Annotated in this window: 22 protein-coding genes and 1 pseudogene; 5 read left to right on the forward strand and 18 right to left on the reverse strand. The window is 73.4% G+C overall.

What is annotated here, in order from left to right; all coding sequences use genetic code 11:
• Window positions 1-194: 194 nt before the first annotated feature.
• A complete protein-coding gene (locus IH48_RS0120275) occupies window positions 195-2,717 on the reverse strand; it encodes an ATP-dependent Clp protease ATP-binding subunit (protein WP_030906297.1) in 2,523 nt (840 codons plus the stop codon).
• A gap of 433 nt (window positions 2,718-3,150) precedes the next feature.
• Between IH48_RS0120275 and IH48_RS0120280 the strand changes: the two genes are divergently transcribed.
• Entirely contained in the window at window positions 3,151-3,810 is a 660-nt protein-coding gene (locus IH48_RS0120280; protein ID WP_030906301.1) for an SCO3374 family protein, read from the forward strand.
• Here IH48_RS0120280 and IH48_RS0120285 read toward each other — a convergent pair.
• From IH48_RS0120285 to IH48_RS0120330, 10 genes are all read right to left on the reverse strand, one after another.
• On the reverse strand, window positions 3,789-4,124 hold the full coding sequence (locus IH48_RS0120285; protein ID WP_030906304.1) for a histone-like nucleoid-structuring protein Lsr2: 336 nt from the start codon (window positions 4,122-4,124) through the stop codon (window positions 3,789-3,791). The genes IH48_RS0120280 and IH48_RS0120285 overlap by 22 nt on opposite strands.
• Before the next feature lie 130 nt (window positions 4,125-4,254).
• Complete coding sequence (locus IH48_RS0120290) at window positions 4,255-4,791, reverse strand: amino-acid N-acetyltransferase (RefSeq protein WP_051840241.1); 537 nt, start codon at window positions 4,789-4,791, stop codon at window positions 4,255-4,257.
• A gap of 10 nt (window positions 4,792-4,801) precedes the next feature.
• Window positions 4,802-5,263, reverse strand: a complete 462-nt coding sequence (locus tag IH48_RS0120295; protein ID WP_078849894.1) for a BlaI/MecI/CopY family transcriptional regulator — start codon at window positions 5,261-5,263, stop codon at window positions 4,802-4,804.
• Window positions 5,264-5,360: 97 nt separating this feature from the next.
• The gene (locus tag IH48_RS0120300) at window positions 5,361-5,552 is read right to left on the reverse strand and encodes a hypothetical protein (protein ID WP_030906313.1); all 192 of its coding nucleotides are present in this window, start codon (window positions 5,550-5,552) and stop codon (window positions 5,361-5,363) included.
• Between the two features lie 14 nt (window positions 5,553-5,566).
• Window positions 5,567-6,229, reverse strand: a complete 663-nt coding sequence (locus IH48_RS0120305) for a hypothetical protein (RefSeq protein WP_199809981.1) — start codon at window positions 6,227-6,229, stop codon at window positions 5,567-5,569.
• Window positions 6,230-7,102: 873 nt separating this feature from the next.
• Window positions 7,103-7,900, reverse strand: coding sequence for a type III pantothenate kinase (locus IH48_RS0120310; protein ID WP_030906319.1), 798 nt, complete (start codon window positions 7,898-7,900; stop codon window positions 7,103-7,105).
• Window positions 7,900-8,931: a carboxylating nicotinate-nucleotide diphosphorylase gene (gene nadC / locus IH48_RS0120315; RefSeq protein ID WP_030906323.1), complete on the reverse strand. Its 1,032-nt coding sequence runs from the start codon at window positions 8,929-8,931 to the stop codon at window positions 7,900-7,902. Before nadC ends, IH48_RS0120310 begins: the two co-directional genes overlap by 1 nt.
• Window positions 8,928-10,700 carry an L-aspartate oxidase gene (locus tag IH48_RS0120320; protein WP_051840244.1) on the reverse strand — a complete coding sequence of 591 codons (1,773 nt, stop codon included), beginning with the start codon at window positions 10,698-10,700 and terminating at the stop codon, window positions 8,928-8,930. Before IH48_RS0120320 ends, nadC begins: the two co-directional genes overlap by 4 nt.
• Entirely contained in the window at window positions 10,697-11,788 is a 1,092-nt protein-coding gene (gene panC / locus IH48_RS0120325; RefSeq protein WP_078849896.1) for a pantoate--beta-alanine ligase, read from the reverse strand. Before panC ends, IH48_RS0120320 begins: the two co-directional genes overlap by 4 nt.
• A complete protein-coding gene (locus IH48_RS0120330; RefSeq protein WP_078849897.1) occupies window positions 11,785-12,846 on the reverse strand; it encodes a DUF2520 domain-containing protein in 1,062 nt (353 codons plus the stop codon). Before IH48_RS0120330 ends, panC begins: the two co-directional genes overlap by 4 nt.
• A gap of 81 nt (window positions 12,847-12,927) precedes the next feature.
• On the opposite strand from IH48_RS0120330, the gene IH48_RS0120335 reads away from it, so the two are divergent.
• Window positions 12,928-14,136, forward strand: a complete 1,209-nt coding sequence (locus IH48_RS0120335) for a beta-eliminating lyase-related protein (protein WP_030906333.1) — start codon at window positions 12,928-12,930, stop codon at window positions 14,134-14,136.
• Window positions 14,137-14,205: 69 nt separating this feature from the next.
• Here IH48_RS0120335 and IH48_RS37080 read toward each other — a convergent pair.
• The 5 genes and pseudogenes from IH48_RS37080 to IH48_RS0120355 all read right to left on the reverse strand — a co-directional run.
• Window positions 14,206-14,475, reverse strand: a pseudogene (locus tag IH48_RS37080) (Scr1 family TA system antitoxin-like transcriptional regulator); the annotation flags it as partial.
• A 99-nt stretch (window positions 14,476-14,574) separates the two neighbouring features.
• The gene (locus IH48_RS0120340) at window positions 14,575-15,792 is read right to left on the reverse strand and encodes an epoxide hydrolase family protein (RefSeq protein ID WP_234434323.1); all 1,218 of its coding nucleotides are present in this window, start codon (window positions 15,790-15,792) and stop codon (window positions 14,575-14,577) included.
• Window positions 15,793-15,893: 101 nt separating this feature from the next.
• Complete coding sequence (locus IH48_RS0120345; protein ID WP_030906339.1) at window positions 15,894-16,463, reverse strand: TetR/AcrR family transcriptional regulator; 570 nt, start codon at window positions 16,461-16,463, stop codon at window positions 15,894-15,896.
• Between the two features lie 79 nt (window positions 16,464-16,542).
• A complete protein-coding gene (locus tag IH48_RS0120350) occupies window positions 16,543-17,226 on the reverse strand; it encodes a response regulator (RefSeq protein ID WP_030906341.1) in 684 nt (227 codons plus the stop codon).
• A 139-nt stretch (window positions 17,227-17,365) separates the two neighbouring features.
• On the reverse strand, window positions 17,366-18,565 hold the full coding sequence (locus tag IH48_RS0120355; protein ID WP_030906344.1) for a sensor histidine kinase: 1,200 nt from the start codon (window positions 18,563-18,565) through the stop codon (window positions 17,366-17,368).
• 95 nt (window positions 18,566-18,660) lie between these two features.
• Between IH48_RS0120355 and IH48_RS0120360 the strand changes: the two genes are divergently transcribed.
• Complete coding sequence (locus tag IH48_RS0120360) at window positions 18,661-19,698, forward strand: SAM-dependent methyltransferase (RefSeq protein WP_030906346.1); 1,038 nt, start codon at window positions 18,661-18,663, stop codon at window positions 19,696-19,698.
• A 4-nt stretch (window positions 19,699-19,702) separates the two neighbouring features.
• Window positions 19,703-20,860 (forward strand): NADH-quinone oxidoreductase subunit D, encoded by a 1,158-nt coding sequence (locus IH48_RS0120365; RefSeq protein WP_030906349.1) that lies wholly within the window; start codon window positions 19,703-19,705, stop codon window positions 20,858-20,860.
• A gap of 36 nt (window positions 20,861-20,896) precedes the next feature.
• Here IH48_RS0120365 and IH48_RS0120370 read toward each other — a convergent pair whose 3' ends face one another.
• On the reverse strand, window positions 20,897-21,904 hold the full coding sequence (locus tag IH48_RS0120370; protein ID WP_030906352.1) for a coiled-coil domain-containing protein: 1,008 nt from the start codon (window positions 21,902-21,904) through the stop codon (window positions 20,897-20,899).
• A gap of 133 nt (window positions 21,905-22,037) precedes the next feature.
• A complete protein-coding gene (locus tag IH48_RS0120375) occupies window positions 22,038-23,150 on the reverse strand; it encodes an alpha/beta hydrolase (RefSeq protein WP_030906355.1) in 1,113 nt (370 codons plus the stop codon).
• Window positions 23,151-23,295: 145 nt separating this feature from the next.
• Here IH48_RS0120375 and IH48_RS0120380 point away from each other — a divergent pair, with 145 nt between their 5' ends.
• Complete coding sequence (locus IH48_RS0120380) at window positions 23,296-25,305, forward strand: phosphatidylglycerol lysyltransferase domain-containing protein (protein ID WP_078849899.1); 2,010 nt, start codon at window positions 23,296-23,298, stop codon at window positions 25,303-25,305.
• Window positions 25,306-25,326 lie beyond the last annotated feature (21 nt).

Below are 25,326 nucleotides of genomic sequence, written 5' to 3' on the forward strand. Positions count from 1 at the left end.
GGCCCGACGTCCGTCCGGTTCGGGACCAACGCCCTGCCCGCCGCGGGACCTTGCCGGGACCCCGCGTGTGACCCGTCAGACGCGCGAAGGGCCGGGCCCCGCGCCCGCCGACACGCGAAAGGGCCGGGCCCCGGACCGATGTCTCGGTCCGGGGCCCGGCCCCTGTCAGCGTGGCGCGCGCTCGGCGCGGCCCGTCACGCTTCCTTCGTCAGGTTCGGGCCGCCGCCCGCCGCCTGCTCGATGGGAGGAGCGTCCGGCAGGGCCGCCTTCTCCTCGCCGCGGAAGGTGAACTTGCGCTCCTCGCCCTCGCCCTCGGTGTCCACGACCACGATGTGGCCCGGGCGCAGCTCGCCGAAGAGGATCTTCTCCGACAGGGCGTCCTCCACCTCGCGCTGGATCGTCCGGCGCAGCGGCCGGGCGCCCATCACGGGGTCGTAGCCCTTGTCCGCGAGCAGCTGCTTCGCGTTCTGGCTGAGCTCGATGCCCATGTCACGGTCCTTGAGCCGCTCGTCCATCTCGCGGATGCGCAGGTCGACGATCTCCAGGATGTCGTCCTGCGTGAGCTGCGGGAAGACGATGACCTCGTCGACACGGTTGAGGAACTCGGGGCGGAAGTGCTGCTTCAGCTCCTCGCTGACCTTCGCCTTCATCCGCTCGTAGTTCGTCTTCGTGTCGCCCTGCGCCGCGAAGCCCAGGTTGAAGCCCTTCGAGATGTCCCGCGTCCCGAGGTTGGTCGTCATGATGATGACCGTGTTCTTGAAGTCCACGACGCGGCCCTGGGAGTCGGTCAGGTGGCCGTCCTCCAGGATCTGCAGAAGGGAATTGAAGATATCGGGGTGGGCCTTCTCGACCTCGTCGAAGAGGACGACGGAGAAAGGCTTCCTGCGGACCTTCTCGGTGAGCTGGCCGCCCTCCTCGTAGCCCACGTAACCGGGGGGCGAGCCGAAGAGGCGGGAAACCGTGTGCTTCTCGCTGAACTCCGACATATCGAGGGAGATCAGCGCGTCCTCGTCGCCGAAGAGGAATTCCGCCAGCGTCTTGGACAGCTCGGTCTTACCGACACCGGACGGGCCGGCGAAGATGAACGAGCCGCCGGGCCGCTTCGGGTCCTTCAGGCCGGCACGCGTACGCCGGATCGCCCGGGAGAGCGCCTTGACGGCATCCACCTGGCCGATGACGCGCTTGTGCAGCTCGTCCTCCATGCGCAGCAGGCGGGACGACTCCTCCTCGGTGAGCTTGAAGACCGGGATGCCCGTGGCCGTGGCCAGCACCTCGGCGATCAGGTCCTCGTCCACCTCGGCGACGACGTCCATGTCGCCGGCCTTCCACTCCTTCTCCCGCTTGGTCTTCGCGGCGAGCAGCTGCTTCTCCTTGTCGCGGAGGGAAGCCGCCTTCTCGAAGTCCTGGGAGTCGATCGCGGACTCCTTGTCCCGGCGCACGCCGGCGATCTTCTCGTCGAACTCGCGCAGGTCCGGCGGCGCGGTCATCCGGCGGATGCGCATCCGGGAGCCGGCCTCGTCGATCAGGTCGATCGCCTTGTCCGGCAGGAAGCGGTCCGAGATGTACCGGTCGGCCAGGGTGGCGGCCGCGACGAGCGCAGAGTCCGTGATGGAGACGCGGTGGTGCGCCTCGTACCGGTCACGCAGGCCCTTGAGGATCTCGATCGTGTGCGGCAGCGAGGGCTCGGCGACCTGGATGGGCTGGAAGCGGCGTTCGAGTGCCGCGTCCTTCTCCAGGTACTTGCGGTACTCCTCAAGCGTCGTGGCACCGATCGTCTGGAGCTCACCGCGCGCAAGCATCGGCTTGAGGATGCTCGCCGCGTCGATCGCCCCTTCCGCGGCACCCGCGCCGACCAGCGTGTGCAGCTCGTCGATGAAGAGGATGATGTCGCCGCGGGTGCGGATCTCCTTGAGGACCTTCTTCAGGCGCTCCTCGAAATCACCCCGGTACCGCGAGCCCGCGACCAGCGCGCCCAGGTCCAGCGTGTAGAGGTGCTTGTCCTTCAGCGTCTCCGGCACCTCGCCCTTGACGATGGCCTGGGCCAGACCCTCGACGACCGCCGTCTTGCCGACGCCGGGCTCGCCGATGAGCACCGGATTGTTCTTGGTGCGGCGGGAGAGCACCTGCATGACCCGCTCGATCTCCTTCTCGCGCCCGATGACCGGGTCGAGCTTGGATTCGCGGGCCGCCTGGGTGAGGTTGCGGCCGAACTGGTCCAGCACCAGGGACGTGGAGGGCGTGCCCTCCTGCGGCCCGCCCGCGGTGGCGGACTCCTTCGTCTGGTAGCCGGACAGCAGCTGGATGACCTGCTGGCGCACCCGGTTCAGGTCGGCGCCCAGCTTCACGAGGACCTGGGCGGCGACGCCCTCGCCCTCGCGGATCAGGCCGAGCAGGATGTGCTCCGTGCCGATGTAGTTGTGGCCAAGCTGGAGGGCCTCGCGGAGCGAAAGCTCCAGGACCTTCTTCGCACGGGGGGTGAAGGGGATGTGACCGGACGGGGCCTGCTGGCCCTGGCCGATGATCTCCTCGACCTGCTGGCGGACCGCCTCGAGCGAGATCCCGAGGCTCTCCAGGGCCTTAGCGGCGACACCCTCACCCTCGTGGATCAGGCCCAGGAGGATGTGCTCGGTGCCGATGTAGTTGTGGTTGAGCATCCGGGCTTCTTCCTGTGCCAGGACGACAACCCGCCGCGCGCGGTCGGTGAACCTCTCGAACATCGTTATCGCTCCTCAGAGCGGTCAGGCAGTAAAAGGGGTCGGTCCCCTCTCTGTCCTTCCGCAGCTTAGTCCCGCAAGCGGGGACCGCTCGGGTCCATCCCCGCATCCGCGGGGAGCAGCGTTCCTCCTGAACTGCTGACGAACGCTCCAACCCGATGGTGCGAGACGATGTTCCCCCAGGCCAAGCGGATACCGCCGCCATCAGTACGCCCATGGCGAACGGCGGCCGCCCCGGCCCGTGTGGGGCCCCTCCCCACTAGGGATGTCTTACCCGCCGGCACTGACAGTCCATGCCGCTCAGCCCCCTTCCCTCCGCTGAGGGCGAACAGGGCGCGAGCACGGCGCGGCAGCTTCGGCGCGGCCCGGCAAGCCGGACGGTGAGCAGTTGCGCACGCAGCGTAACCCTGGCAGGTGCCGCGCCGTTGGCCTTTACATGCCGCCTACTGTGCCCGGGCCGCGGGCCCCCCACGCGTACGCGGAGCGGCTGAGCCGCTCCGCCGATTCGCGCGAGTTCCATCAGTTCTACGAGGACGCGCTCGGCTGGCCGCTCACGCGCGGCCCGGCGGATGCTCCGCCGCGGCTCGCGACAGGTGTGGCCTTCGACGTGCTCGGGCTGCCGGCGGGCGCGGGTCTCGCGGTGCTCGGCAAGGCCCCCTCGGGCCCGGTGGCACTCAGCGCCGACCGCACGCGGATGTGGTTCCTCGTGGCCGCGGGCACCGCGGAGGAGGTGCCGGGGCTGCTGGACTGGCTTGAATGGGGCGGCATCGATCTGGACCTCGACGCGCTCGGCGCGGGGTGCGGCGTGGAGGCGCCTGCGCCGCCGTGGCGGCACGCGCGCGCGGTGCCGGGGGCCGCCGCCTGGCTGCGGCCCCCCGTGGCCCTCGCGCTGCCGGCGCTACGCCTGTGCGACGGCGTCGCCCCGGGTGGCGGCTCGGGGACGGCGACCGGTACCGGGGGCAGCGGTGGGGGTGCCCCCGATCTCGTACGCCTCGTGGACACGGCGGCCGCGGAGTGCCACCGGGTCCGCATCGCCCGCGGGCCCGCTCGCACCGTCGCCGCGGGTGCGCATCGTCAGCCGTTGGCCTTCTCGTAGGCCTCGCGGATGTCGGCGGGAACGCGGCCGCGGTCGTTCACGCTGTAACCGTTGTCCTTGGCCCACTTGCGGATTTCCGCGGTGTCCTTGTTGCCGCCCGAGACGACGCGGCCCTTGCCGCGCCCCGACCCGCCACGGCCGCCGGTACGGCGCCCGCTCTTGGCGTACGGGTCGAGCAGACCCCTGAGCTTGTCGGCATTGGCCGTCGTGAGGTCGATCTCGTAGGTCTTGCCGTCCAGCGCGAACGTGACGGTCTCGTCCGCCTCGCCCCCGTCGAGGTCGTCGACAAGAAGGACCTGAACCTTCTGTGCCACTTGATTTCCTTTCATCGAAAATGCAGTACGCGGAAAGGAAACCCCTTTTCCCGGGAAAACACAAACCCCCGGGAGGGGTTCAGTGGCTCAACAAACGGGAAACGCACGCGATTCGGACATCTTCGCGCCGTCACAGGTGCAGAAGCATCCGACTGTTGCCCAAGGTGTTCGGCTTCACTCGTTCGAGACCGAGGAACTCGGCAACGCCCTCGTCATAGGAACGCAGCAGCTCTCTGTACACATCTCCACCGACGGGCGTCCCATCGATCTCCACGAACCCGTGCTTCGTGAAGAAGTCGACTTCGAAGGTCAAGCAGAATACCCGGCTGACGCCGAGCTCACGCGCCGCGTGCAGCAGCTCGGTGAGCAGCTTGTGCCCCACTCCCGCGCCCTTCGCCGAAGCGTCGACGGCGAGAGTGCGCACTTCGGCGAGGTCCTCCCACATCGGGTGCAGCGCGCCGCAGCCGATGACGGTGCCGTCCGGGCTCTCGGCGACCCAGAACTCCTGGATGTCCTCGTAAAGGGTCACGGGCGCTTTGTCGAGGAGGATGCCGGAGCCCGCGTAAGTACCGACCAGGCGGCGCAGCGCGGTGACATCGCGCGTCCTGGCGCGTCTGACGGTCACGGCATTCAGTTCTGCGGGGGCCGGCGGCTGCGGTGAGGGCATGAACAGGACGCTATCGTTCACCGTCCCCATCGGATCCGGCGCCCCGGAGGCCCGCGCGTTCGCGGTCCTCCGCCGGGTCATCGGCCGGGTCATCGGCCGGGTCATCGGCTCGGTTCCCCCGGACGACACGGACGGCATCCTCCAAAGAGCGCCGCTGCTCCGGCGACATCATCCCGAAGAACGCGACGAGTGCGGCGGCCTGGTTGTCACTCCTCGACCAGGCGTCGTTCATCAGGGCCGCCGCATAGGCCGCGCGGGTGGACACCGCCCTATATCGATAGGCGCGGCCCTCGACTTCCCTGCGCACCCAGCCCTTCTGGTGGAGGTTGTCCATTACCGTCATGACGGTCGTGTAGGCGATCGAGCGTTCTTGCTGGAGGTCTTCGAGGACTTCCCTGACGGTCACCGGACGGTTCCATTGCCAGACGCGCGTCATCACGGCGTCTTCGAGGTCTCCCAATTGGCGGGGCACGTTCGCCAGCCTAGTCCGCAATGTCCGAAAAGACGGTTATTTGAGCGGCGAAAAGGGCGCACGCCCCCCGAGGGTCGTGCGCCCGGTGTGGCGCGGGTCAGACGCCGCGCGTCTCGCGCGCGGCGCCCTGCGCCGCGCCCGCGGCCTCGGCGCGGGCGATGGCCGCGTCCACGGCCGCGTCTTCCTTGCTCTTGTTGGGACCACCCTGGGTCTTGATGATCAGCCGCACGAGGAAGACGAAGAACGCCCCCATGACCACAGGAGGCACAAGCGCGGATACATAGTCCATACCGACCACAGTAGCTACACCGCGGCGCGCTCCTGCGGCCGGGGCGGGGCGGGCGGCGCGGGCTTCCTGCGCGGCGGGAAGACCTCGGAGGGCTTCGGCACGGGGCGCTCGCCGGGCGGGGGTGCGGGGGCCGGCTCCTTCGGCCGCCGTTCGCCGCCGTCCTTGCCCGTGCCGCCCTTGCCCGCGGCGTTTTCGCCGGCGGCGTCCTCGCCCGCGGTCCCGACGAGCGTCAGCAGCCGGGCGCGGCGCGCGGCCGGCACGCGCACCTCGGCGGGCCGGCCCGCGAGGCGCTCGCGCACGTGGCGCTCCGCGATCCGCACGCAGCGCTCCAGGAGCGTCGCGGCGACCGCGTCGCCCCGCTGGGCGCGCAGCGCCGCCAGGTCGTCGGAGACGGGCACGTAGCCGCCCGCCAGGGCGTCCTGGAGGAGCTCCAGGTACCCGGTGAGGCCGCCGGGCAGAGCGGCACGGTAGCGGGCGAGGTCGGCGAGCAGGAACGCGCGCAGCCGCCCGGCCTCCCGCACGGCTTCGTCCACGGACTCGGCCAACTCGAGACACTCCCGGACGTCCTCGTCCGGGAGCTGGGCGGGGTTCAGGACGGCGGCCAGGGCGCGTCGGAGCACACGCAGCTCGTCAGCACCGAACGCCATGCCGCCTCGGGGTCCGTATGGCGTGGGCATGGTCCGACCTTACGCGCCAAGTCGGACAAATGATGCGAAATACCACGCACAAGGGTGGCCCGGGCGCGCCGCAGGCGCGCGCTCACGCGCACACCCCGGGGCCCGCCGGTGGCCGCACTGCTCGGGCCCGGCCCGGGTCCGACGCCATTGGCACGTGGTGCCTTGCTCCCCGAACCGCGCACGCTCGGGGCCCGCGGGCAGCCGCCTACGGCCGGACATCGCGAAGCCACACGACCGCAACCGCGGCGGCCGCGCGAGGCCGCCCGGCCAGGGCCCGGACGCCGCAGGCGCGTGCACCTGGTCACCGGCACGCGCCACCTGCCCCGAAGCGCACGGCTCGTCGGCCGCGCGCGAGGCCGCCCGGCCCTGGCCCGGGTCCGGGCGGCGCGGGCACCTGGCCGCCACGGCACGCGGCACCTGCCCCGGAGCGCACGGCGTCGGCGCCTGCGCGGGCAGCCGTCTACGGCCGGGCGTTGCGGAGCCGCACGACCGCAACCGCGGCGGCCGCGCGAGGCCGCCCGGCCAGGGCCCGGACGCCGCAGGCGCGTGCACCTGGTCATCGGCATGCGACACCTGCCCCGAAGCGCACGGCTCGTCGGCCGCGCGCGAGGCCGCCCGGCCCGGGTCCGGCGCCGTGGGCACGCGGCCCGGCCGCCAATGACACGTGGTGCCTTGCTCCCCGAAGCGCGCACGCTCGGGGCTCGCGGGGAGCCGCCCGCGGCCGGGCGTTGCGGAGCCACGCGGCCGCGCGAGGCGGCCCGGCCCGGGCCCGGACGGCGCGGGGGCGTGCGCCTGGTCATCGGCACGTGGTGCCTGCCCGGAGCCGACACGGCCTCGGGGACCGAGCCGCCCGCGGCCGAGCCGCCCGCGGGGCTACAGGCGCGGCGCGTTGCGTTCGAAGACCAGGCGCAGGCCGATCAGCGTCAGCCACGGCTCGTGCTCGTCGATCACCGACGCCTCGCCGAGCACCATCGGCGCCAGGCCGCCCGTCGCGATGACCGTCACGTCCTCCGGGTCATCGGCCAGCTCGCGCGCCATGCGCCGCACCACGCCGTCCACCTGGCCCGCGAAGCCGTACACGATGCCCGCCTGCATGGCTTCGACCGTGTTCTTGCCGATCACGCTGCGCGGCCTGGCGAGCTCGATCTTGCGCAGTTGCGCGCCCTTCACGCCCAGCGCCTCGACCGAGATCTCGATGCCGGGCGCGATCACGCCGCCCGCGTACTCGCCGCGCGCGCTCACCGCGTCGAACGTCGTCGCCGTGCCGAAGTCCACGACGATCGCGGGGCCGCCGAACAGCTCGACGGCGGCCACGGCGTTGATGATGCGGTCGGCGCCGACCTCCTTCGGGTTGTCCATCAGGATCGGCACGCCCGTCTTGATGCCCGGCTCCACCAGCACCGCCGGCACGTCGCCGTAGTACCGCCGGGTGACCTCGCGCAGCTCGTGCAGCACCGAGGGCACCGTCGAGCAGATCGAGATGCCCTCGATGCCCTCGCCCAGCTCCATGCCGAGCAGCGGGTGCATGCCCATCAGACCCTGGAGCAGCACCGCCAGCTCGTCGGCCGTGCGGCGTGCGTCGGTCGAGATGCGCCAGTGCTCGACGATCTCGTCACCGTCGAAGAGGCCGAGCACCGTGTGGGTGTTGCCGACGTCGATGGTCAGCAGCATCAGGCGCCCGCCACCGGGGCGTCCACCGCGCGCAGGTCGAGGCCGATGTCGAGGATCCGCGACGAGTGCGTGAGCGCGCCCACCGACAGGTAGTCGACGCCCGTTTCCGCGTACGCGCGCGCGTTGTCGAGGGTCAGCCGCCCCGACGACTCGACGAACGCCCTGCCGTTCACGATCCCGACGGCCTCCGCAGTCTCGGCCGGGGTGAAGTTGTCCAGCAGGATCAGGTCGGCTCCCGCGTCGAGCACCTCGCGCAGCTGGTGCAGCGTGTCGACCTCGACCTCGATGGCGAGCCCCGGGTACTGGTCGCGCACGGCCTGGAATGCCTGCGCCACGCCGCCGGCCGCGATCACGTGGTTGTCCTTGACCAGCGCGGCGTCCGACAGCGACATGCGGTGGTTCACGCCGTTGCCGCACCGCACCGCGTACTTCTCCAGCGCCCGCAGTCCCGGCGTCGTCTTGCGGGTGTCGCGCACCTTCGCCTTCGTGCCCTGGAGCGCGTCGGCCCACGCGCGCGTCGCCGTCGCGATGCCCGAGAGCCTGCACAGGATGTTGAGCGCGCTGCGCTCCGCCGTGAGCAGGTCGCGCGTGCGCGCGGTGACGCTCAGCAGCTTCTGCCCGGCGCGCACCGCGTCGCCGTCCGCCGCGTGGCGCTCCACCTCGAACTCGTCGGTGAGTACCACCGAAAGGACGGCCTCCGCGACGTGCAGCCCGGCCACCACGCCGTCCTCGCGCGCGGTGAAGTCGCCGGTCGCGACGGCGTCCTCGGGGACGGTCGCCGCCGTCGTCACGTCGATACCGCCGGCCAGGTCCTCCTGCACGGCGACGTGCGCGACGTCCTCGACCTGTACGGGGTCGAGGCCGGCGTCCGCGAGGAGCTGGGCGAGCGCGGGGTCGAGCCCGCACTCCAGGTCCTCGGGCGCCTCGCAGGCGCAGCCGTCGTCGCCGCAGCCGCCTGCGGGCGCGGCGCCGATGTGGATCAGCGGCACGGCCACCGGCTCGGGACGCGGGGTGTCTTCGGGCGTGCTCACGTTGCTGCTCCCTGGGGACGGTCGGACTGCGGGTTGAGATCGGCCGTGGCGGTCGCGGTGACCGCGAGGGCCCCGTCGGGGTCGAGGCCGAGTACGAGGTGGCGGCGCCAGTGGTCGTCGTCGCGGTCGGGGAAGTCCTCGCGCCAGTGGCAGCCGCGCGTCTCCTCGCGCCGCAGCGCGGCCTCGACGAGCGCGCGGGCCACGGCGAGCAGGTTCGTGGTCTCCCACGCCTCCACGCCGGGCGCCACGGGCGCCGTGCCCGGCTCGTCAGGCGCGGTGCCCGGTTCGGCGGGCGCCGTGCCCGGCCGGACGGCGGCGAGCTCCCCGGCGGCCGCGCGCAGGCTCGCCGCGGACCTGAGGACTCCCGCGCCCGCGGACATGGCCCGCTGGACGCCCGCGCGCGCGGCCGGGTCGATCAGGGGCGCCACGCGCCCGTCCGGGGCACTCCCCGCGGCCCGCCCCTGATCCGTGTCCGCGCAGCGGCGCTCCGGCGCCGCGCCCACGATGTCGTCGGCGATGCGCTCGGCGAAGACCAGGCCTTCGAGCAGCGAGTTCGACGCCAGGCGGTTCGCGCCGTGCACGCCCGTGCACGCCACCTCGCCGCACGCGTACAGCCCCGGCACGTTCGTCCGGCCCGCGAGGTCCGTGCGCACGCCGCCGGACGCATAGTGCGCGGCGGGCGCCACCGGGATCGGCCGCGTCACCGGGTCGATGCCGTGGGCCCGGCACGCGGCGAGGATCGTGGGGAAGCGGGTCTCCCACATCTCGCGGCCGAAGTGGCGCGCGTCCAGGTACATGTGCTGGGCGCCCCGCTCGCGCATGCGCCCCATGATGGCCTTGGCGACGATGTCGCGCGGGGCGAGTTCCGCGAGCTCGTGGCGGCCGAGCATGAAGCGGACGCCGTCCGCGTCGACCAGGTGGGCGCCCTCGCCGCGTACCGCCTCGGAGACCAGCGGCTGCTGGCCCTCGGAGCCGGCGCCGAGGAACAGCACCGTCGGGTGGAACTGCACGAACTCGACGTCCGAGACGTCGGCGCCCGCGCGCAGGGCGAGCGCGACTCCGTCGCCCGTCGACACGGACGGGTTCGTCGTCGCCGAGAACACCTGGCCCATGCCGCCCGTCGCCAGCACCACGGCGGGTGCGTGCACCGCGCCCACGCCGTCGTGGCGCCCCTCCCCCATGACGTGCAGGGTGACGCCGGCGGCCCGGCCCCGCGCGTCCTTCAGGAGGTCGAGGACAAGCGCGTGCTCCACCGTCCGCAGCCCCGCGTCGCGTACGGCGGCCACCAGGGCGCGCGAGACCTCGGCGCCTGTCGCGTCGCCGCCCGCGTGCGCGATGCGGCGCCTGTGGTGGCCGCCCTCCCGGGTGAGCTGGAGCTCGCCGTCGTCCGCGCGGTCGAACTCGGCGCCCGCCGCGATCAGCCGCCGCACGGCCGGGGCGCCCTCCGTCACCAGCTCGCGCACCGCCGCCTCGTCGCACAGGCCCGCGCCCGCCACCAGGGTGTCCGCCAGGTGCTGCTGCGGAGTGTCGCCCTCGCCGAGCGAGGCCGCGATGCCGCCCTGCGCCCAGCGCGTGGAGCCGTCGTCGAGGCGCGCCTTCGTGACGACGACCGTGCGCAGCCCGGCAGCCGCACAGCGCAGCGCCGCCGTGAGGCCCGCGACGCCGGAACCGGCCACCACGACGTCCGCCTCGATCGACCATCCGGGCTCGGGCGCCGCGAGCCGTATACCGGTACCTGTGGCACTCCCGCTGCCGCTGCCGTTCGTCATCTGCCCGCCGCTCCGAAGGTGAGTACCACGTTGTCGATCAAGCGTGTCGTGCCGACCCTGGCCGCGACGGCGAGTACCGCGTCGCCCGTGAACTCGTCGTCCACCTCGGTGAAGTCCGCCGGGTCGACGAGGGCGAGGTAGTCGAGGGCGAGCGGCGGGTCCGCGCGCTCGCCGAGCTCAAGCACCGCGAGCGCGGCCGCGCGCACCGCGGCGGGTCCCGTCGGGTCGGCGTGGCCGTGCCCGCCCTGCTCCGTCGCGCACGCGACCGCGTGCGCGACGGCCGCCAGCCGCGCCTCGCCGAGCGCGGACAGGGCCGCCGCGCGTGCCCCCGTACCGGGCGCGGACTCGGCGCGTGCCCGCAGCGCGTGCTGCGCGCCCAGCCGGTCCTGCGCGGCGGACAGCGCGCGCGACAGCAGCAGCGCGGTGCGCCGGTCGGCCTCGGTCAGGTAGCGGTTGCGGCTGGAGAGCGCGAGCCCGTCGTCCTCCCGTACGGTCTCCACGCCGACGATCTCCACCGGGAAGTTGAGGTCGCGGACCATCCGGCGCACGAGCGCGATCTGCTGGGCGTCCTTCTGGCCGAAGAACGCGAGGTCGGGGCCCGTGAGGTGGAGGAGCTTGGCGACGACGGTGAGCATCCCGTCGAAGTGTCCCGGCCGCGAGGCGCCCTCGTAGCGCCCGCCCATGGGCCCGGCCGCGATGGTCACCTGCGGGTCGCCGCCCGGGTACACCTCGCCGGCCGACGGGGCGAAGACGGTGTCCGCGCCGGCGGCGCGCGCGGCGGCGAGGTCCGCGTCCAGGGTGCGCGGGTAGCGGTCGAGGTCCTCGCCCGCGCCGAACTGCAGCGGGTTGACGAAGACCGTCACGATCACGAACCCGTCGCGGCCCACCCGGGCGCGCGCCGCGCGTATGAGCGTCGCGTGCCCCTCATGGAGCGCGCCCATCGTCATCACGACGGCGACGCGCGCGCCCGGACCGCGCCGCTTGAGCAGCCTGTCGAGGTCGTCCTTGGTGAACGCCGGCTCGAAGGGGCGTGCGTCGTGGCCCCCGGACGCCGTCCCCCCGGCGGGAGCCGTACGTCCGGCGCTCATGACGCGCTCCCGTCCGCGGGGCCGCCGTTCGCGGGGCCGCCGTTCGCGGGGCCGCCGTTCGCGGGGCCGCCGTTCGCGGGGCCGCCGTTCGCGGCGCCTGCGCCGTCCGCGAGTACCCCCAGCAGGTCCTCCGCCAGTTCGGCCTTGAGCAGGCCGCCCGCCAGTGCGCGGTCCGCCGTCGTACGGGCCATCGCCAGGTACCCGGCCACGGCGGCCGGCGCATGCCTGCGCAACTCCGCCACATGTGCCGCGACGGTGCCCGCGTCGCCGCGCGCGACGGGGCCCGTCAGCGCCGCGTCACCGGACCGCAGGGCGTTGTCCAGGGCGGCGCCGAGCAGCGGGCCGAGCATCTTGTCGGGCGCGGAGACCCCGGCCGTCCGCAGCAGTTCCATGGCCTGGGCGACCAGCGTGACCAGGTGGTTCGAGCCGATGGCCAGCGCCGCGTGGTACAGCGGGCGCGACTCCTCGGCGATCCACTCGGGCTCGCCGCCCATCTCGATGACGAGCGCCTCGGCCGCGAGCCTGAGCTCCTCGGGGGCCGTCACGCCGAACGAGCAGCCCGCGAGGCGCTGCACGTCCACGGACGTGCCGGTGAACGTCATGGCAGGATGCAGCGCGAGCGGCAGCGCGCCCGCGCGCAGGGCAGGGTCGAGCACCCGGGCGCCGTAGCGGCCCGAGGTGTGCACGAGCAGCTGCCCCGGCCGTACGGCGCCGGTCTCCACCAGGCCCTCGACGAGGCCGGGCAGCGCGTCGTCCGGCACGGTCAGCAGGATCAGCTCGGCACGGGCGAGCACGTCGTCAGGGGTGAGGACGGGGACGTCGGGCAGCATCTCGGCCGCGCGGCGGCGGGACGCGTCGGACACCCCGGACACGGCGACGGGCCGATGCCCGGCCATCGAGAGGGACGCGGCGAGCGCGGGGCCCACGCGGCCCGCGCCGACGACGCCCACCGTCAGACGGGCGGGCCGGTCCCTGGGGTCGGGTGAAGGTGGTGTGGCTGTCACGCGTAGGTGCCTTCCGTTCCAGTCCGCGGCGGGTACCGGACGTTTCCCGGCCATGCTACGCCAGCGGGATCCGCCGTCCCCGGCCGTCCTCAGGCCCTGGAAAACCCTTGGCCAGGGCCTGCCCCGCGGGCGATGATGCGCCACATGGCAGACGAGGAACAGCAGGCAGGAACCCCTTCCGGGCCCTCCGGACCTTCCGCGCAGGACGACGGCCGCGCGGTGCGCGCCCGCAGGCGCGCGGCGCTCGCGGGAGCGCGCAAGAGGCTGCGCGAGGGGTTGCCCGGCACCCTGCGGGAGCGGCTGGCGGAGCTGACGCGGACCGCGGGTGACGTCCACGACCTGGACGAACAGGCCGACCTCTACGGTGACGGCGTGGTCGAGGCGCTGGAGAAGCGGGTGGCAGGCCTGCTCGGCTTCCCCGCCGCCGCGTTCTTCCCCACCGGGACCATGGCCCAGCAGGCCGCCCTGCGCTGCTGGGCGGGGCGCACCGGCAACCCCACCGTCGCGCTGCACCCGCTCGCGCACCCCGAGGTGCACGAGGAGGACGCGCTCTCCGTCGTCAGCGGGCTGCGCCCCGTCCACCCCACGACCGAGCCCCGCCACTTCACCGCCGACGAGGTCCGCGGCCTCGGCGAGCCCTTCGGCACGCTCATGCTGGAGCTGCCGCTGCGCGACGCGGGGTTCCTGCTGCCGACCTGGGACGAGCTGACAGACCTCGTCGCCGCCGCACGCGAGCGCGACGCCGCCGTGCACTTCGACGGCGCGCGCTTGTGGGAGTCGGCCACGCATTTCGGCCGCCCTCTTTCAGAGGTCGCGGGCCTCGCGGACAGCGTCTACGTGTCCTTCTACAAGTCCCTCAGGGGCCATTCGGGCGCGGCGCTGGCCGGTCCCACCGACCTGATCGCGGAGGCGCGCTCCTGGCGCCACCGCTACGGCGGCAACCTCTTCCAGCAGTTCCCCGCCGCGCTCTCCGCCCTGGCGGGCCTCGACCGCGTACTGCCCGAGCTGCCGTCGTACGTGACGCACGCGCGCGTGGTCGCCGCCGGGATCACGGAGGCGTTCGCGGCCTCGCCCGCCGTCCCGTGGTTCCGGGTGCACCCGGAACCGCCGCACACGCAGGAGTTCCAGGTGTGGCTCCCGTTCGACGCGGACGTCCTTACAGAGGCGGCGGTCAGCCAGGCGGAGGAGACGGGTGTGGCGCTGTTCGGCATCTGGAACCGCGAGACGGCGGCGCCGGGCCTGTCGATGACGGAGGTGTCGCTGGGCGCGCCGGCGCTGGAGTGGACGCACGAGGACGTACGCGCGGCGGCCACCGACTTCGCGTCCCGCCTCCCGCGCGCGTAGCGGCCCGGCTCCCCCACCTGTCCGCGCGACGGGCGCGGGGTAAAGCGGTATCCCCTCATCGTCCCGCCCCAGGAGCACGAAGTGCCCACCGCTTCCAGCCGCATGTGCGCCGCGGCTGAACGGCTGGATCTGGACCCCGACGTTCGGCCGCTCGCCCATCTCCTGGATGTGGGCGACCTGCTGCGACATGAGCTCCGGGGTTCCTACCAAGCGTCGCAGTACGGCCTCGTCCAGGATCGCCCAACCCGCGTGACCGGCCAGGCCGTGCAGCAGCACGATGGGCTGTCCCGGCCCGCCCCAATCCCGGCAGGCAAGCCGGACGCCGTCTCGCACCACCATGCGTTCGGACCATGTCACGGCGCCCCCAGGGCAATCGACTGGCCTCGATCATGCCGCAACCGCCCCGGGGCCGCTCGCCGTGTCGGGCGGGACGGCCTTTCAGGCCGGTCGTGGGGCCCGGCGCAGGTGCGAGCGGTGCTCGCGGAAGAACGCGGTGATGTCGTCCGCGAGCAGGGCCGGCTCCTCGTGTGCGGCGAAGTGGCCGCCGCGGGGCATGCGCGTGTAGCGCGTCAGGTGGTAGGTGCGCTCGGCCCAGCTGCGTGGCGGCTGGGCGAGGTCGGCGGGGAAGACCGCGAGGGCGGTGGGGACGTCCACGCGCCGCACGCGCCGGGTGAGGTCGTGCGCGTACTCGTAGTACGGCCGGAAGGACGTGGAAATCGTGCCGGTGAACCAGTAGAGGGACGCCTGGGTCAGGACGAAGTCGTCGCTGAAGCGCGTGGACAGGTCTCCTCCGCTGTCGCTCCACGCCCGGTACTTCTCCACGATCCAGGAGAGCAGTCCCGCGGGAGAGTCGGAGAGCGCGGGCGCGAGGGTGAGGGGGCGGGTGGACTGCTGGTGCATGTAGCCGCCCTCCTCCGCCTGCCAGGAAGCCGCGGTGGCGAGGTGGGCCGTCTCCTCGGGGGTGAGCGAGGCCGGATCGGGGTCGGCGGGCGCCGCGGCGGCGAGCAGGTGGATGGCGACGACGGCCTCGGGGTGGGCCTCGGCGAGCCGTGAGGTGATGCCGGCGCCCAGGTCTCCGCCGTGCGCCGCGTAGCGCCGGAAGCCGAGGTGGTCGTGCATCAGGCGGTGCCAGAGGTCGTGCGTCTGCTCGGCCTTCGTGAGGGCGGGCCGCTGGGGTGAGAAGGCGAAGCCCGGCAGCGACGGGACGATCACGGTGAAGGCGTCCTCCGCGTCGCCTCCGTAGCGGGAAGGTGTGGCGAGCCGTTCGGCGAGACCGGTCAGCTCCAGGACGGTGCTCGGCCAGCCGTGGGTCAGCACGATCGGCAGCGCGTCCGGGTGCTCCGCCTCGTAGCGCAGGTAGTGCACCGGCGTGCCGTCGATGTCGGCGAAGTGGGAGGGCAGGGCGTTGATGGCGGCTTCGTGGGTGCGCCACTCGTAGCCGGTGGCCCAGTAGGTGACGAGGCGGCGGAGTTCGGCGGCGTCGGTGCCCGCCTCCCAGCCGTCGACGGGCCAGGGCTCGGGCCACCGGGTGGCGCGCAGCCGGGCGCGGAGGTCGTCCAGGTCGGCGTCGGTGACCTGGATGACGGGCGAGGGGTTGGCCGACGGGTCCGTCGAGGGGTCCGGCACGGCGGCGTTCGGGACGGAGGCATTCGGCACGGTGTGCTCCCAGATGTGTGTGTCGGCGCTCGGAGAACCGGGCGCGCAGGCAGCGCCGTCGGCCTGCGCGCACACGGGCCGCTGTCGCCGGCCGCGGGCGTTCACGTACCCGATCCGTCGGCAGGGCCGAGCGCGTGCGCGATGGCCGCCCGGATCTCCGTGCGCGGTTCGCGGTCCGTGGACAGCAGCGCGTGCATGATCATCCCTTCCAGGAGGGCGTCGACGCGTGCTGCGGTCTCCGGCCCGGTGAAGCGGGCCAGCACGGCCCGGCTCGACCCGGTCCACTCGCGGGTCAGCGTGCGCAGCGCGGGATCGCGCAGCGCGGCCAGGTGCAGTTCGAAGCCGAGGACCGCGCTGCGTGGCCGGGACGGCGCGCTTGTGACCTGCCCTTCCAGGACGTCGAGCAGGTCATCGCGCGACTCCACGTCGGCGAAGAGTGCCTCGTACTCGGTGCTCCGCCGCTCGACGTACCGGGCGAACGCCTGCGCGCGCAGTTCGGCCAGGCTCGCGAAGTGGTACGTGACGGAGCCCAGGGGCACGTCGGCGCGGCCGGCGACCTTGCGGTGCGTGAGCCCGGCCACCCCGTCCTCGGCGAGCACGTCGAGCGCGGCGTCGAGCACGCGCTTCCCGCGCTGCGGATCGTGCCGGCGCGTCCTCGCCTTCCCGTCCATGAGAACAAAAGTACACCACGTTAGGAACGAATGTTCTTAACGTGGTGCGACGCCCACGCCCGCCCACGCCCGCCGTGCCTCAGGCCGCGCCGCCGCCCGCGCGGACCAGGCCCGTCTCGTAGGCGAGGACGACGACCTGGACGCGGTCGCGCAGGCCCAGCTTCGTGAGGATGCGGCCCACGTGCGTCTTGACCGTCGCCTCCGAGACGAACAGCCGGCCCGCGATCTCCCCGTTCGACAGGCCCTGCGCGACCAGCAGCATCACCTCGCGCTCGCGCTCCGTCAGCCGCCCGACCTCGCCCTGCGGCTCCGGCGTGCCGCTCGGCAGCATCGGCGAGAAACGGTCGAGCAAGCGGCGCGTGGTGGACGGCGCGACCACCGCGTCGCCGCTGTGCACGGCACGGATCGCGTTCAGCAGCTCGCCCGGCGGCACATCCTTCAGCATGAAGCCGCTCGCGCCCGCCTTGAGACCGGAGAACGCGTACTCGTCGAGGTCGAACGTCGTCAGGATGAGCACCTTCGGCGCGTCGGGACCCGCCGCGCAGATGCGACGCGTGGCCTCGACGCCGTCGAGGCGCGGCATGCGTACGTCCATCAGGACGACGTCGGCCTTGGTGGCGCGCAGGATGTCGATCGCCTCCGCGCCGTCACCCGCCTCGGCCACGACCTCCATGTCGGGCTGGGCGGCGAGCACCATGCGGAAGCCGGTGCGCAGGAGTACCTGGTCGTCGACGAGCAACACGCGAATCGGTGTCTGCGACATCAGTGGCTTCCCCTGTTCCTGACGGGCGTCTGCGCGCGCGTCACTTCGAACGGTCGTGTGTGTGCGGTGCGGGTCTGTGCGTTGCGGGTCTGTGCGTTGCGGGTCTGCGCGGTGCGGGCTCGGCCCGCGCGTGCGGTGGTCACCCGGCGGCCTTCAGCGGCAGCAGCGCGCTGATCCGGAACCCGCCGCCGGGTCTCGGCCCGGCGTCCAGCGTGCCGCCGACCATACCGACGCGTTCGCGCATGCCGATCAGCCCCTGCCCGTGCCCGTCGGCACCACGGTCCTCCTGCATCGCCTGCGCGACGCCCCGGCCGTCGTCCTCCACGAGGAGCCCGAGTCCGTCGTCGAAGTAGACGAGCCTGACGCTCGCGCCGACGTCGGGGCCGCCGTGCTTGCGGCTGTTGGTGAGCGCCTCCTGCACGATCCGGTACGCGGTCAGCTCGACGCCGCTCGGCAGCGGCCGCGGCGTGCCCTCGACCTTGAAGTCGACGGTGATGCCGGCCTGCCGCACCTGCTCGACCAGCACCTCGATCTGCTCGACGTCGGGCTGCGGCACGTACTCGCCGCTCTCCTTGCCGTCCTCGCTGCGCAGCACGCCGAGCAGCCTGCGCATCTCGGCGAGCGCCTGCCTGCCCGTGCCCGAGATCGTCTGCAGTGCCTCCTTGGCCTGGTCGGGCGCCGCGTCCAGCACGTAGGCCGCGCCGTCGGCCTGGACCACCATCACGGAGACGTTGTGGGCGACGACGTCGTGCAGCTCGCGCGCGATGCGGGCGCGTTCCGCCGCGACGGCCACCTTCGCCTGCGCCGCGCGCTCCTTCTCCAGCCGCGTCGCGCGCTCCATCAGCTGGTCGAAGTACGCACGCCTGGTGCGCATGGAGTCGCCCAGCACCCACGCGAGCACGAACGGCACGACGAGGACGAGCGTGAGGAAGACGCGGCCGCCCCCGCTGACGTCCTGCATGGGCCAGCGCAGCTGCGCGACAGGGGCCGCGGCGATCCCGCCGGCGAGCGCGAGCCTCGACGCCCACGGGTGCCCGCCCCGCGCGGCGACCGTGTAGATCGCGACGAGCATCCCGAGATCCGGCACGCCGGGCCGCACATCGAGCAGGAGTTGCGCGAGGCCCAGCACCGCGGCGAGCACCAGCATCGCCTCGGGCGCCCTCCTGCGCGCCGCGACGACCACGCTGAACGCGACCCCCACCAGCAGCGACACCAGCCGGGGCCCCGCGCCGAACGACTCGTCGAGCGCCCACGCCGAGGACAGCCCGAGGAGCACGACAGCGAAGAAGCTGTCGACGCCCGTGGGGTGTCTGCGGAGGAAATCGTAGAGGCGCTGCACGTAACCCAGCGTAGGGAGGCGGACAAGGCGAGTGGGTCAACCGGAGGGCCGATCCGGTCGGCGGAAGCGTACTCCCCAAGGTGGAGACTTGGCCCGTGGCGAGGAAATGCCGGGGCGAGGGAAGTCAAGACGGCGCGCGGGGCTGGCGTGAGGCGACGCGGTGCGCCCTCTACGGTCCTGACGGCTTCTACCTGCGCACCCGCCCCGCGGCCCACTTCCGCACCTCCGTGCACGTCTCCGCCCACTCCGCCCTGTTCGAGGCGGCGGTGACGCGGCTGCTCGCGGCGACGGCCGCCGCGCTGCGCACGCGCGAGGTGGCGTTCGTGGACATGGCCGCGGGGAGCGGGGAGCTGGCCACGGCGGTGGCCGCCGCGGCGGCCGGGTCGCACCCGTCCCTGTCCGTCCGCGTGTACGCGGTGGAGCGCGCGCCGGAGCCCGCGGGGCTCGACCCGCGCGTGACGTGGCTGCCTGAGGTGCCCGACGGCGTCACGGGGCTGCTCTTCGCCAACGAGTGGCTGGACAACGTGCCCGTGGACGTCGCCGAGACCGGCGCCGACGGCGTGCCCAGGTACGTACGCGTCCACGCCGACGGCACGGAGGAGCCGGGCGACCCGGTGGCCGGGGCGGACGCGGCATGGCTGGAGAGGTGGTGGCCGATCGCCGGCGCGGCCCCGGGCACGCGCGCGGAGATCGGCGCCCCGCGCGACGAGGCGTGGCGCCGTGCCGCCGGCTCCCTGGCGGCCGGGCTCGCCGTGGCGGTCGATTACGGGCACACGCGCGCGTCCCGCCCCCCGCTCGGCACGCTCACCGGATTCAGGGAGGGCCGCCAGGTGCGCCCCGTGCCGGACGGCAGCTGCGACCTGACGTCGCACGTCGCCATGGACGCCGTAGCCCCGCACGCCACGCGCGTGCCCCAGCGGACGGCGCTGCGCGCCCTGGGCGTCTCGGGCGCGCGCCCGCCGCTCACCCTCGCCGCCACCGACCCGGCCGCCTACCTGAGGGCCCTGTCCGGCGCGGGCGAGGCCGCCGAGCTGACCGCGCACGGCGGCCTCGGCGACTTCATCTGGCTGCTCGACCCGGCCGGCGTGGACCTGGCCGACGTCGTGCGGCTCGCCGGCCCTCTGCGAGACTGAGCGCATGACGGACAGCGCCGGAGCCACCACCACCGTCTCCGTCGGCGGCGGTGCGGAGAGCACCGACATGGTGCTCAACATCGGACCCCAGCACCCGTCCACGCACGGCGTGCTGCGGCTGCGGCTCGTGCTCGACGGCGAGGTCATCAGGCGCGCGGAACCCGTCATCGGCTACATGCACAGGGGCGCCGAGAAGCTCTTCGAGGCGCGTGACTACCGGCAGATCATCATGCTCGCCAACCGGCACGACTGGCTCTCGGCCTTCTCCAACGAGCTGGGCGTCGTGCTGGCCGTCGAGCGGATGCTGGGCATGGAGGTCCCGGAGCGCGCCGTGTGGACGCGCACGCTGCTCGCCGAGTTGAACAGGGTGCTCAACCACCTGATGTTCCTCGGCTCGTATCCGCTGGAGCTCGGCGGCATCACGCCCGTCTTCCACGCCTTCAGGGAGCGCGAGGAGCTCCAGAACGTGATGGAGGAGGTCTCCGGGGGCCGCATGCACTACATGTTCAACCGCGTCGGCGGCCTCAAGGAGGACCTGCCGGCCGGCTGGGCGGGCCGTGCGCGGCACGCGGTCGGCGCCGTGCGCTCCCGGATGGACGTGTACGACCGGCTCGTGCTCGGCAACGAGATCTTCCGCGGACGCACGCGCGCGGTCGGCCGCCTCGCGCCGGACACCGTGCACGCGTACGGGGTGACGGGGCCCATCGCGCGCGCGTCCGGCGTCGACTTCGACCTGCGCCGCGACGAGCCCTATCTCGCGTACGGCGAACTGCGGGACGTGCTCAGCGTGGTGACGCGCGATGAGGGCGACTGCCTCGCGCGCTTCGAGTGCCTGCTCGAACAGACGCACAACTCCCTCGCGCTGGCGGACGCGTGCCTCGACCGGCTGGCAGGGCTGGCGCCCGGCCCGATCAACCAGCGGCTGCCCAAGGTGCTCAAGGCGCCCGAGGGCCACACGTACGCCTGGACGGAGAACCCTCTCGGGGTCAACGGCTACTACCTGGTGTCGAGGGGCGAGAAGACGCCCTACCGGCTGAAGCTGCGCTCCGCGTCCTTCAACAACATCCAGGCGCTCACCGAGCTGCTGCCCGGCACCCAGGTCGCCGACATGGTCGCGATCCTCGGCTCGCTGTTCTTCGTCGTCGGGGACATCGACAAGTAGCCCCGCCGGCCCCGTTCAGCGGGCCCGCGGCGCCGTTCACGACCCCAGCGCGCTGCGCAGGCCGCCCAGTTCGAGCTGTTCCGTGTCGTCGTGCTCGGTCAGGTCGATGACCTCGGGCTCGGCGCGCACCGGTTCAGGCGCCTCACCGGCGGCGCGGTCCCGTGCCTCTTCCTCGCGCTCCGCGTGCTCCCCGTGCTCCTCGTGGTCCCTGCCGCCGTCCTGGCCGCCGTCGTGCCGCGTCCCGTCGTGGCGCGCGCCGCCGTGCTGGGCGCCGAAGAAGTCGAAGCCGCCGCCCGAGCGCTGCTCCGGGCGGTGCTGCGTACGCCGCGCGTACGGCACGATCGCGGACGGCGTCGCGGCACGCCGCGCGGGCAGCGCGGGACGGGGCGCTTCGGCCTCGGCCTCCTGCGCCGCCGGCTGCGCACCGCCACCCAGCGCGCGCCGTGCCGCCGGGGCGGGGAGCTCCGCCTGGGCGGGCCGTGCCGCCTGACGCGCCCTGTTCGCGGCGAGTTCGTCGAGCGCCCTGCTCGCCATCAGGAACGCGGAGGGCGTCGGCACACCGCCCGCCGCCAGCGCCTTCGGCTCCACCGCGGCCTCGATGGCCAGCCTGCGGCGCCCTTCGAGCGCGCTCGCCCGCTCGGTCTCCGCGGTCGCGTACCGGCGCAGCAGCGCCGCGTGCTCGCCCCGCAGGCGGGCCAGTTCGACGCGCTTGGCCCGCAGCTTGCCCTCCAGCTTCGTGCGGATGCCGCGCGCCTCGTCGACGTCGGCCTCCAACTCGGCGACCCGCTCGTCCGTCTTCCACTGGTCGCTCTCCCGCGCGCGCGTCAGGTCCGCGACCCTGCGGCCCGCCTCGCGGTCCCAGCCGCGCATGAAGGCCGCGCCCGTCACGGCCGCGACGCCGGTCACGGCGGCGAGCCCCCGCAGGACGAGCGGATCCGCGAACGCCCAGGCGCCCCCAGCGCACACGACGGCGGCCGCCGCGACGGACAGCGGGGGCAGGATCTTGTGGAGGGGCGGGGAATGGCGGTGGCGTCCACGTGGCATGGCGCGAAATTTACCGCGCGATTGCGCCGAACGGGTGTAAGGGGCGGCAATTTTGCCGGTCCGTTTTCCGGACCTTCACCGGGGCGCGCCCGGCGCCCGCGCGTACCGGCCGCGAACGCCGCCCGGCGGCCCGTCAGTCCAGGCGCTTGCCCATCCACACCAGCGCCGCGGGGATCTCGCGCTTCCACGTGTTGTAGTTGTGTCCGCCGCTCGGAAGGATGATCGACGACACGCGCGCGGGCGCCTTCACGGCCGCGATGAAGCGCTGCGTGGAGGCGAGGTTCTTCTCGCCGTGGCGCGATGTCGTCACGAGCAGCGACGTCCCGGGCGGGTTCTCGTGGTGCAGCATCCACATCAGGTCGGCCTGGTGGCGCAGCGTCCGGTCGCCGTGGAAGAGGTCGCCCGTCGTCGTGTCCTCGGCGGCCTTGTAGTACGCCGAGAGCCCCACGGCCGCCCCGAAGTCGTGCGGGTGGTGCATGGCGATCTTGAGGGCGCAGTAGCCGCCCGTGGAGTCCCCGATGATCCCCCAGTGCGTCAGTCCGGGGCCGACCCGGTAGGAGTGCGTGATGACGTCGGGGATGTCGCGGGCGAAGTACGTCTCCGTCCGCGGCCCGTGCGGCACGTCGACGCACTCGGTGTCGCGCGGCGGCGCCACGGTCGGCCGCAGCATCACCAGCACCATCGGCTCCATCCGGTGGGCCGCCGCCTGGGCCCTGGCGACGGACGGGTAGTCGAGCCGCGAGACCAGCGCCTTCGCCGCGCCCGGGTAGCCGGTCAGCACGATCGCCGCGGGGAAGAGGTGGTGCTTGTACCGCGGCTGGAAGTACTGCGGCGGCAGGTAGACGTACGCGGCGCTGACGATGTGGCTGCGCGGACCCGCGATGTCGGTCTCCCGCACGAGGCCGCGCCGTGCCGCGGGGCCGCCCAGCGGTATGCCGGCGCTGATCGGCGTCTGCGAGGCCGTGACGGCGCCCGACGGGTTCGTGTCGTGCGCCAGGACGGTCCCCATGCCGGTCTCCCGGCCGAACAGGTCGTCCCAGGACGCGTAGAAGAGGAACGAACGGTTCGCCACCAGGGCGACGGCGGCGAAGATCGCCACCTGCGTGGCGAACAGCAGGCCCACGCGGCCGAGGACCGGCCGCACCCCCCGCCGCGCCAGGTGTGGCCAGCGCCACACCGTGAGCGCGAACAGGACCACCGCCGCCAGGACGGCGACGGCCAGGACTTTATGGCTGGTCAGACCCATGACATGCGTTCCCCTCCAGTCGAACTTTCCCCACCGGGTAAACCTTCGCGTTCAAAGCCCCGTCATAGGAAACGCATATGGCCCGCGACCGCCGCACGGTGGCGGAGGCCTTGGCATCACGATCACCGGGCGACTTTGGGAAGCGATGGCTGTGCCGGTAGATGGGGACAAATCAGTATTGGTTCCACGGGAGGGCTCAGGCCCGTCCGCCCGGGCGGCCACGAAGAGGGCCGAGGCCCGGCGCGACGCGGGCGCGGACCGGCGTGCCGCGCGCCGGTGGGCGCCGTGGCCCGCGCCCCGGAGCGTGCCCTCGCTGATCGGCTCCGCCTGCACGCTGATCGCGCTGATAGACATCGCGTCGGGCGTCTTCCCGCGGTTCAGGCACAGCCGCGTGCACGCGCTCGCCGAGGTGCTGCCCGGCGCGGTCGGCCCGTTCGCCGCGGCACTCGCGGTGAGCGTCGGGATGCTGCTGCTGTTCCTCGCGCACGGCCTCAAGCGGCGCAAGCGGCGCGCCTGGCGCGCGGCGGTCGTCCTGCTGCCGGCCGGGGCCGTGGCCCAGTTCTCCTACCGGCACTCGCTCGTCGGCGTCCTGCTCTCGCTGCTGCTGCTCGCGCCGCTGATCGTGCACAGGGCGCAGTTCGCCGCGCTGCCCGACCCGCGCGGCCGGTGGACGCCGGTGGTGAACTTCGTGGCGATGGCTCTCGGGTCCATCGGCATCGGCCTGATCGTCGTCAGCGCGCACCCGCACCACACGCGCGGCATCCCGAGCTTCGACGAACGGCTCGAACACGTCGTGTGGGGCCTGTTCGGCTTCGAGGGCCCCATCGACTACCGGGGGCCCACCGACGACCTCGTCGCGTACACCCTCGGCGCGCTCGGCCTGCTCACCGCGCTCACCACCGTCTTCCTCGCGCTGCGCCCCGAACAGCCGGTGGCACGGCTCACCGACGAGGACGAGCGGCGGCTGCGCGAGCTGCTCGCACGGCACGGCGGCCGCGACTCGCTCGGCCACTTCGCGCTCAGGCGCGACAAGGGCGTCGTCTTCTCCGACAGCGGGAAGGCGGCCGTCTGCTACCGCGTCGTCTCGGCGGTGATGCTCGCGAGCGGCGACCCCATCGGGGACGTGGAGGCCTGGCCGGGCGCGATCGAGCGGTTCATGCGGATCGCGGAGGCGCACTCGTGGATCCCCGCCGTGATGGGGTGCAGCGAGACGGGCGGCGAGGTCTGGACGCGCGAGAGCGGGCTCGACGCGCTGGAGCTCGGCGACGAGGCGGTCGTCGAGGTCGCCGGCTTCTCGCTCGGCGGGCGCGCGATGCGCAACGTGCGGCAGATGGTCAAGCGGGTGGAGCGCGCCGGGTACGAGACGCGCGTGCGGCGCGTGCGCGATGTGCCGCAGGAGGAGCTCGAACGCATCAGGCGTGCGGCGGCCGACTGGCGCGGCAGCGGCACGGAGCGCGGCTTCTCGATGGCGCTCGGCCGGATCGGCGACCCGCAGGACGGCGACGCGGTGATCGCCACGGCGCACCGCGCCGCCCCGTCGCCGTCCGCCGGCGCGGAGGGCGCGCCCGGTGCGCCCGGCGCGCCAGGCGGCGCTGAGGCGGCGCCGTACGGCGACCTGAAGGGCGTCCTGCACTTCGTCCCGTGGGGGTCCGACGGCATCTCCCTCGACCTGATGCGGCGCGACAGGTCCGCCGACCCTGGCCTGAACGAGCTGCTGATCGTCGCGACGCTCCAGGCCGCCGAGGGCCTCGGCGTGCGGCGCGCCTCGCTGAACTTCGCGATGTTCCGTTCGGTGCTCGCGCGCGGCGAGCGGCTCGGCGCGGGCCCTGTGCTGCGGGGCTGGCGCGGCATGCTGGTGTTCCTCTCCCGGTGGTTCCAGATCGAGTCGCTGTACCGCTTCAACGCCAAGTTCCAGCCACGCTGGGACCCCCGTTTCCTGGTCTTCCGCAACGGGCGCGACCTGCCACGCATCGGCTTCGCGGCCATGCAGGCCGAGGGGTTCCTCACCCTCCCGGTGCGCGGCCTCGCACGGGTGGCGGAAGCCGAGCCGTGCGTCCACGTCTCACGCGGCACGGCGGCGCCGGGCCCCGGCGCCGCCGATGCCCCGGCCGACCAGCGGGGACCGGCCGGGGGCCGCCGCCGCACGAAGGTCTGAGCACCCCGCACGTCAAGGAGA

It is taken from the genome of Streptomyces sp. NRRL F-5126 (assembly GCF_000721265.1).
GTDB lineage: Bacteria > Actinomycetota > Actinomycetes > Streptomycetales > Streptomycetaceae > Streptomyces.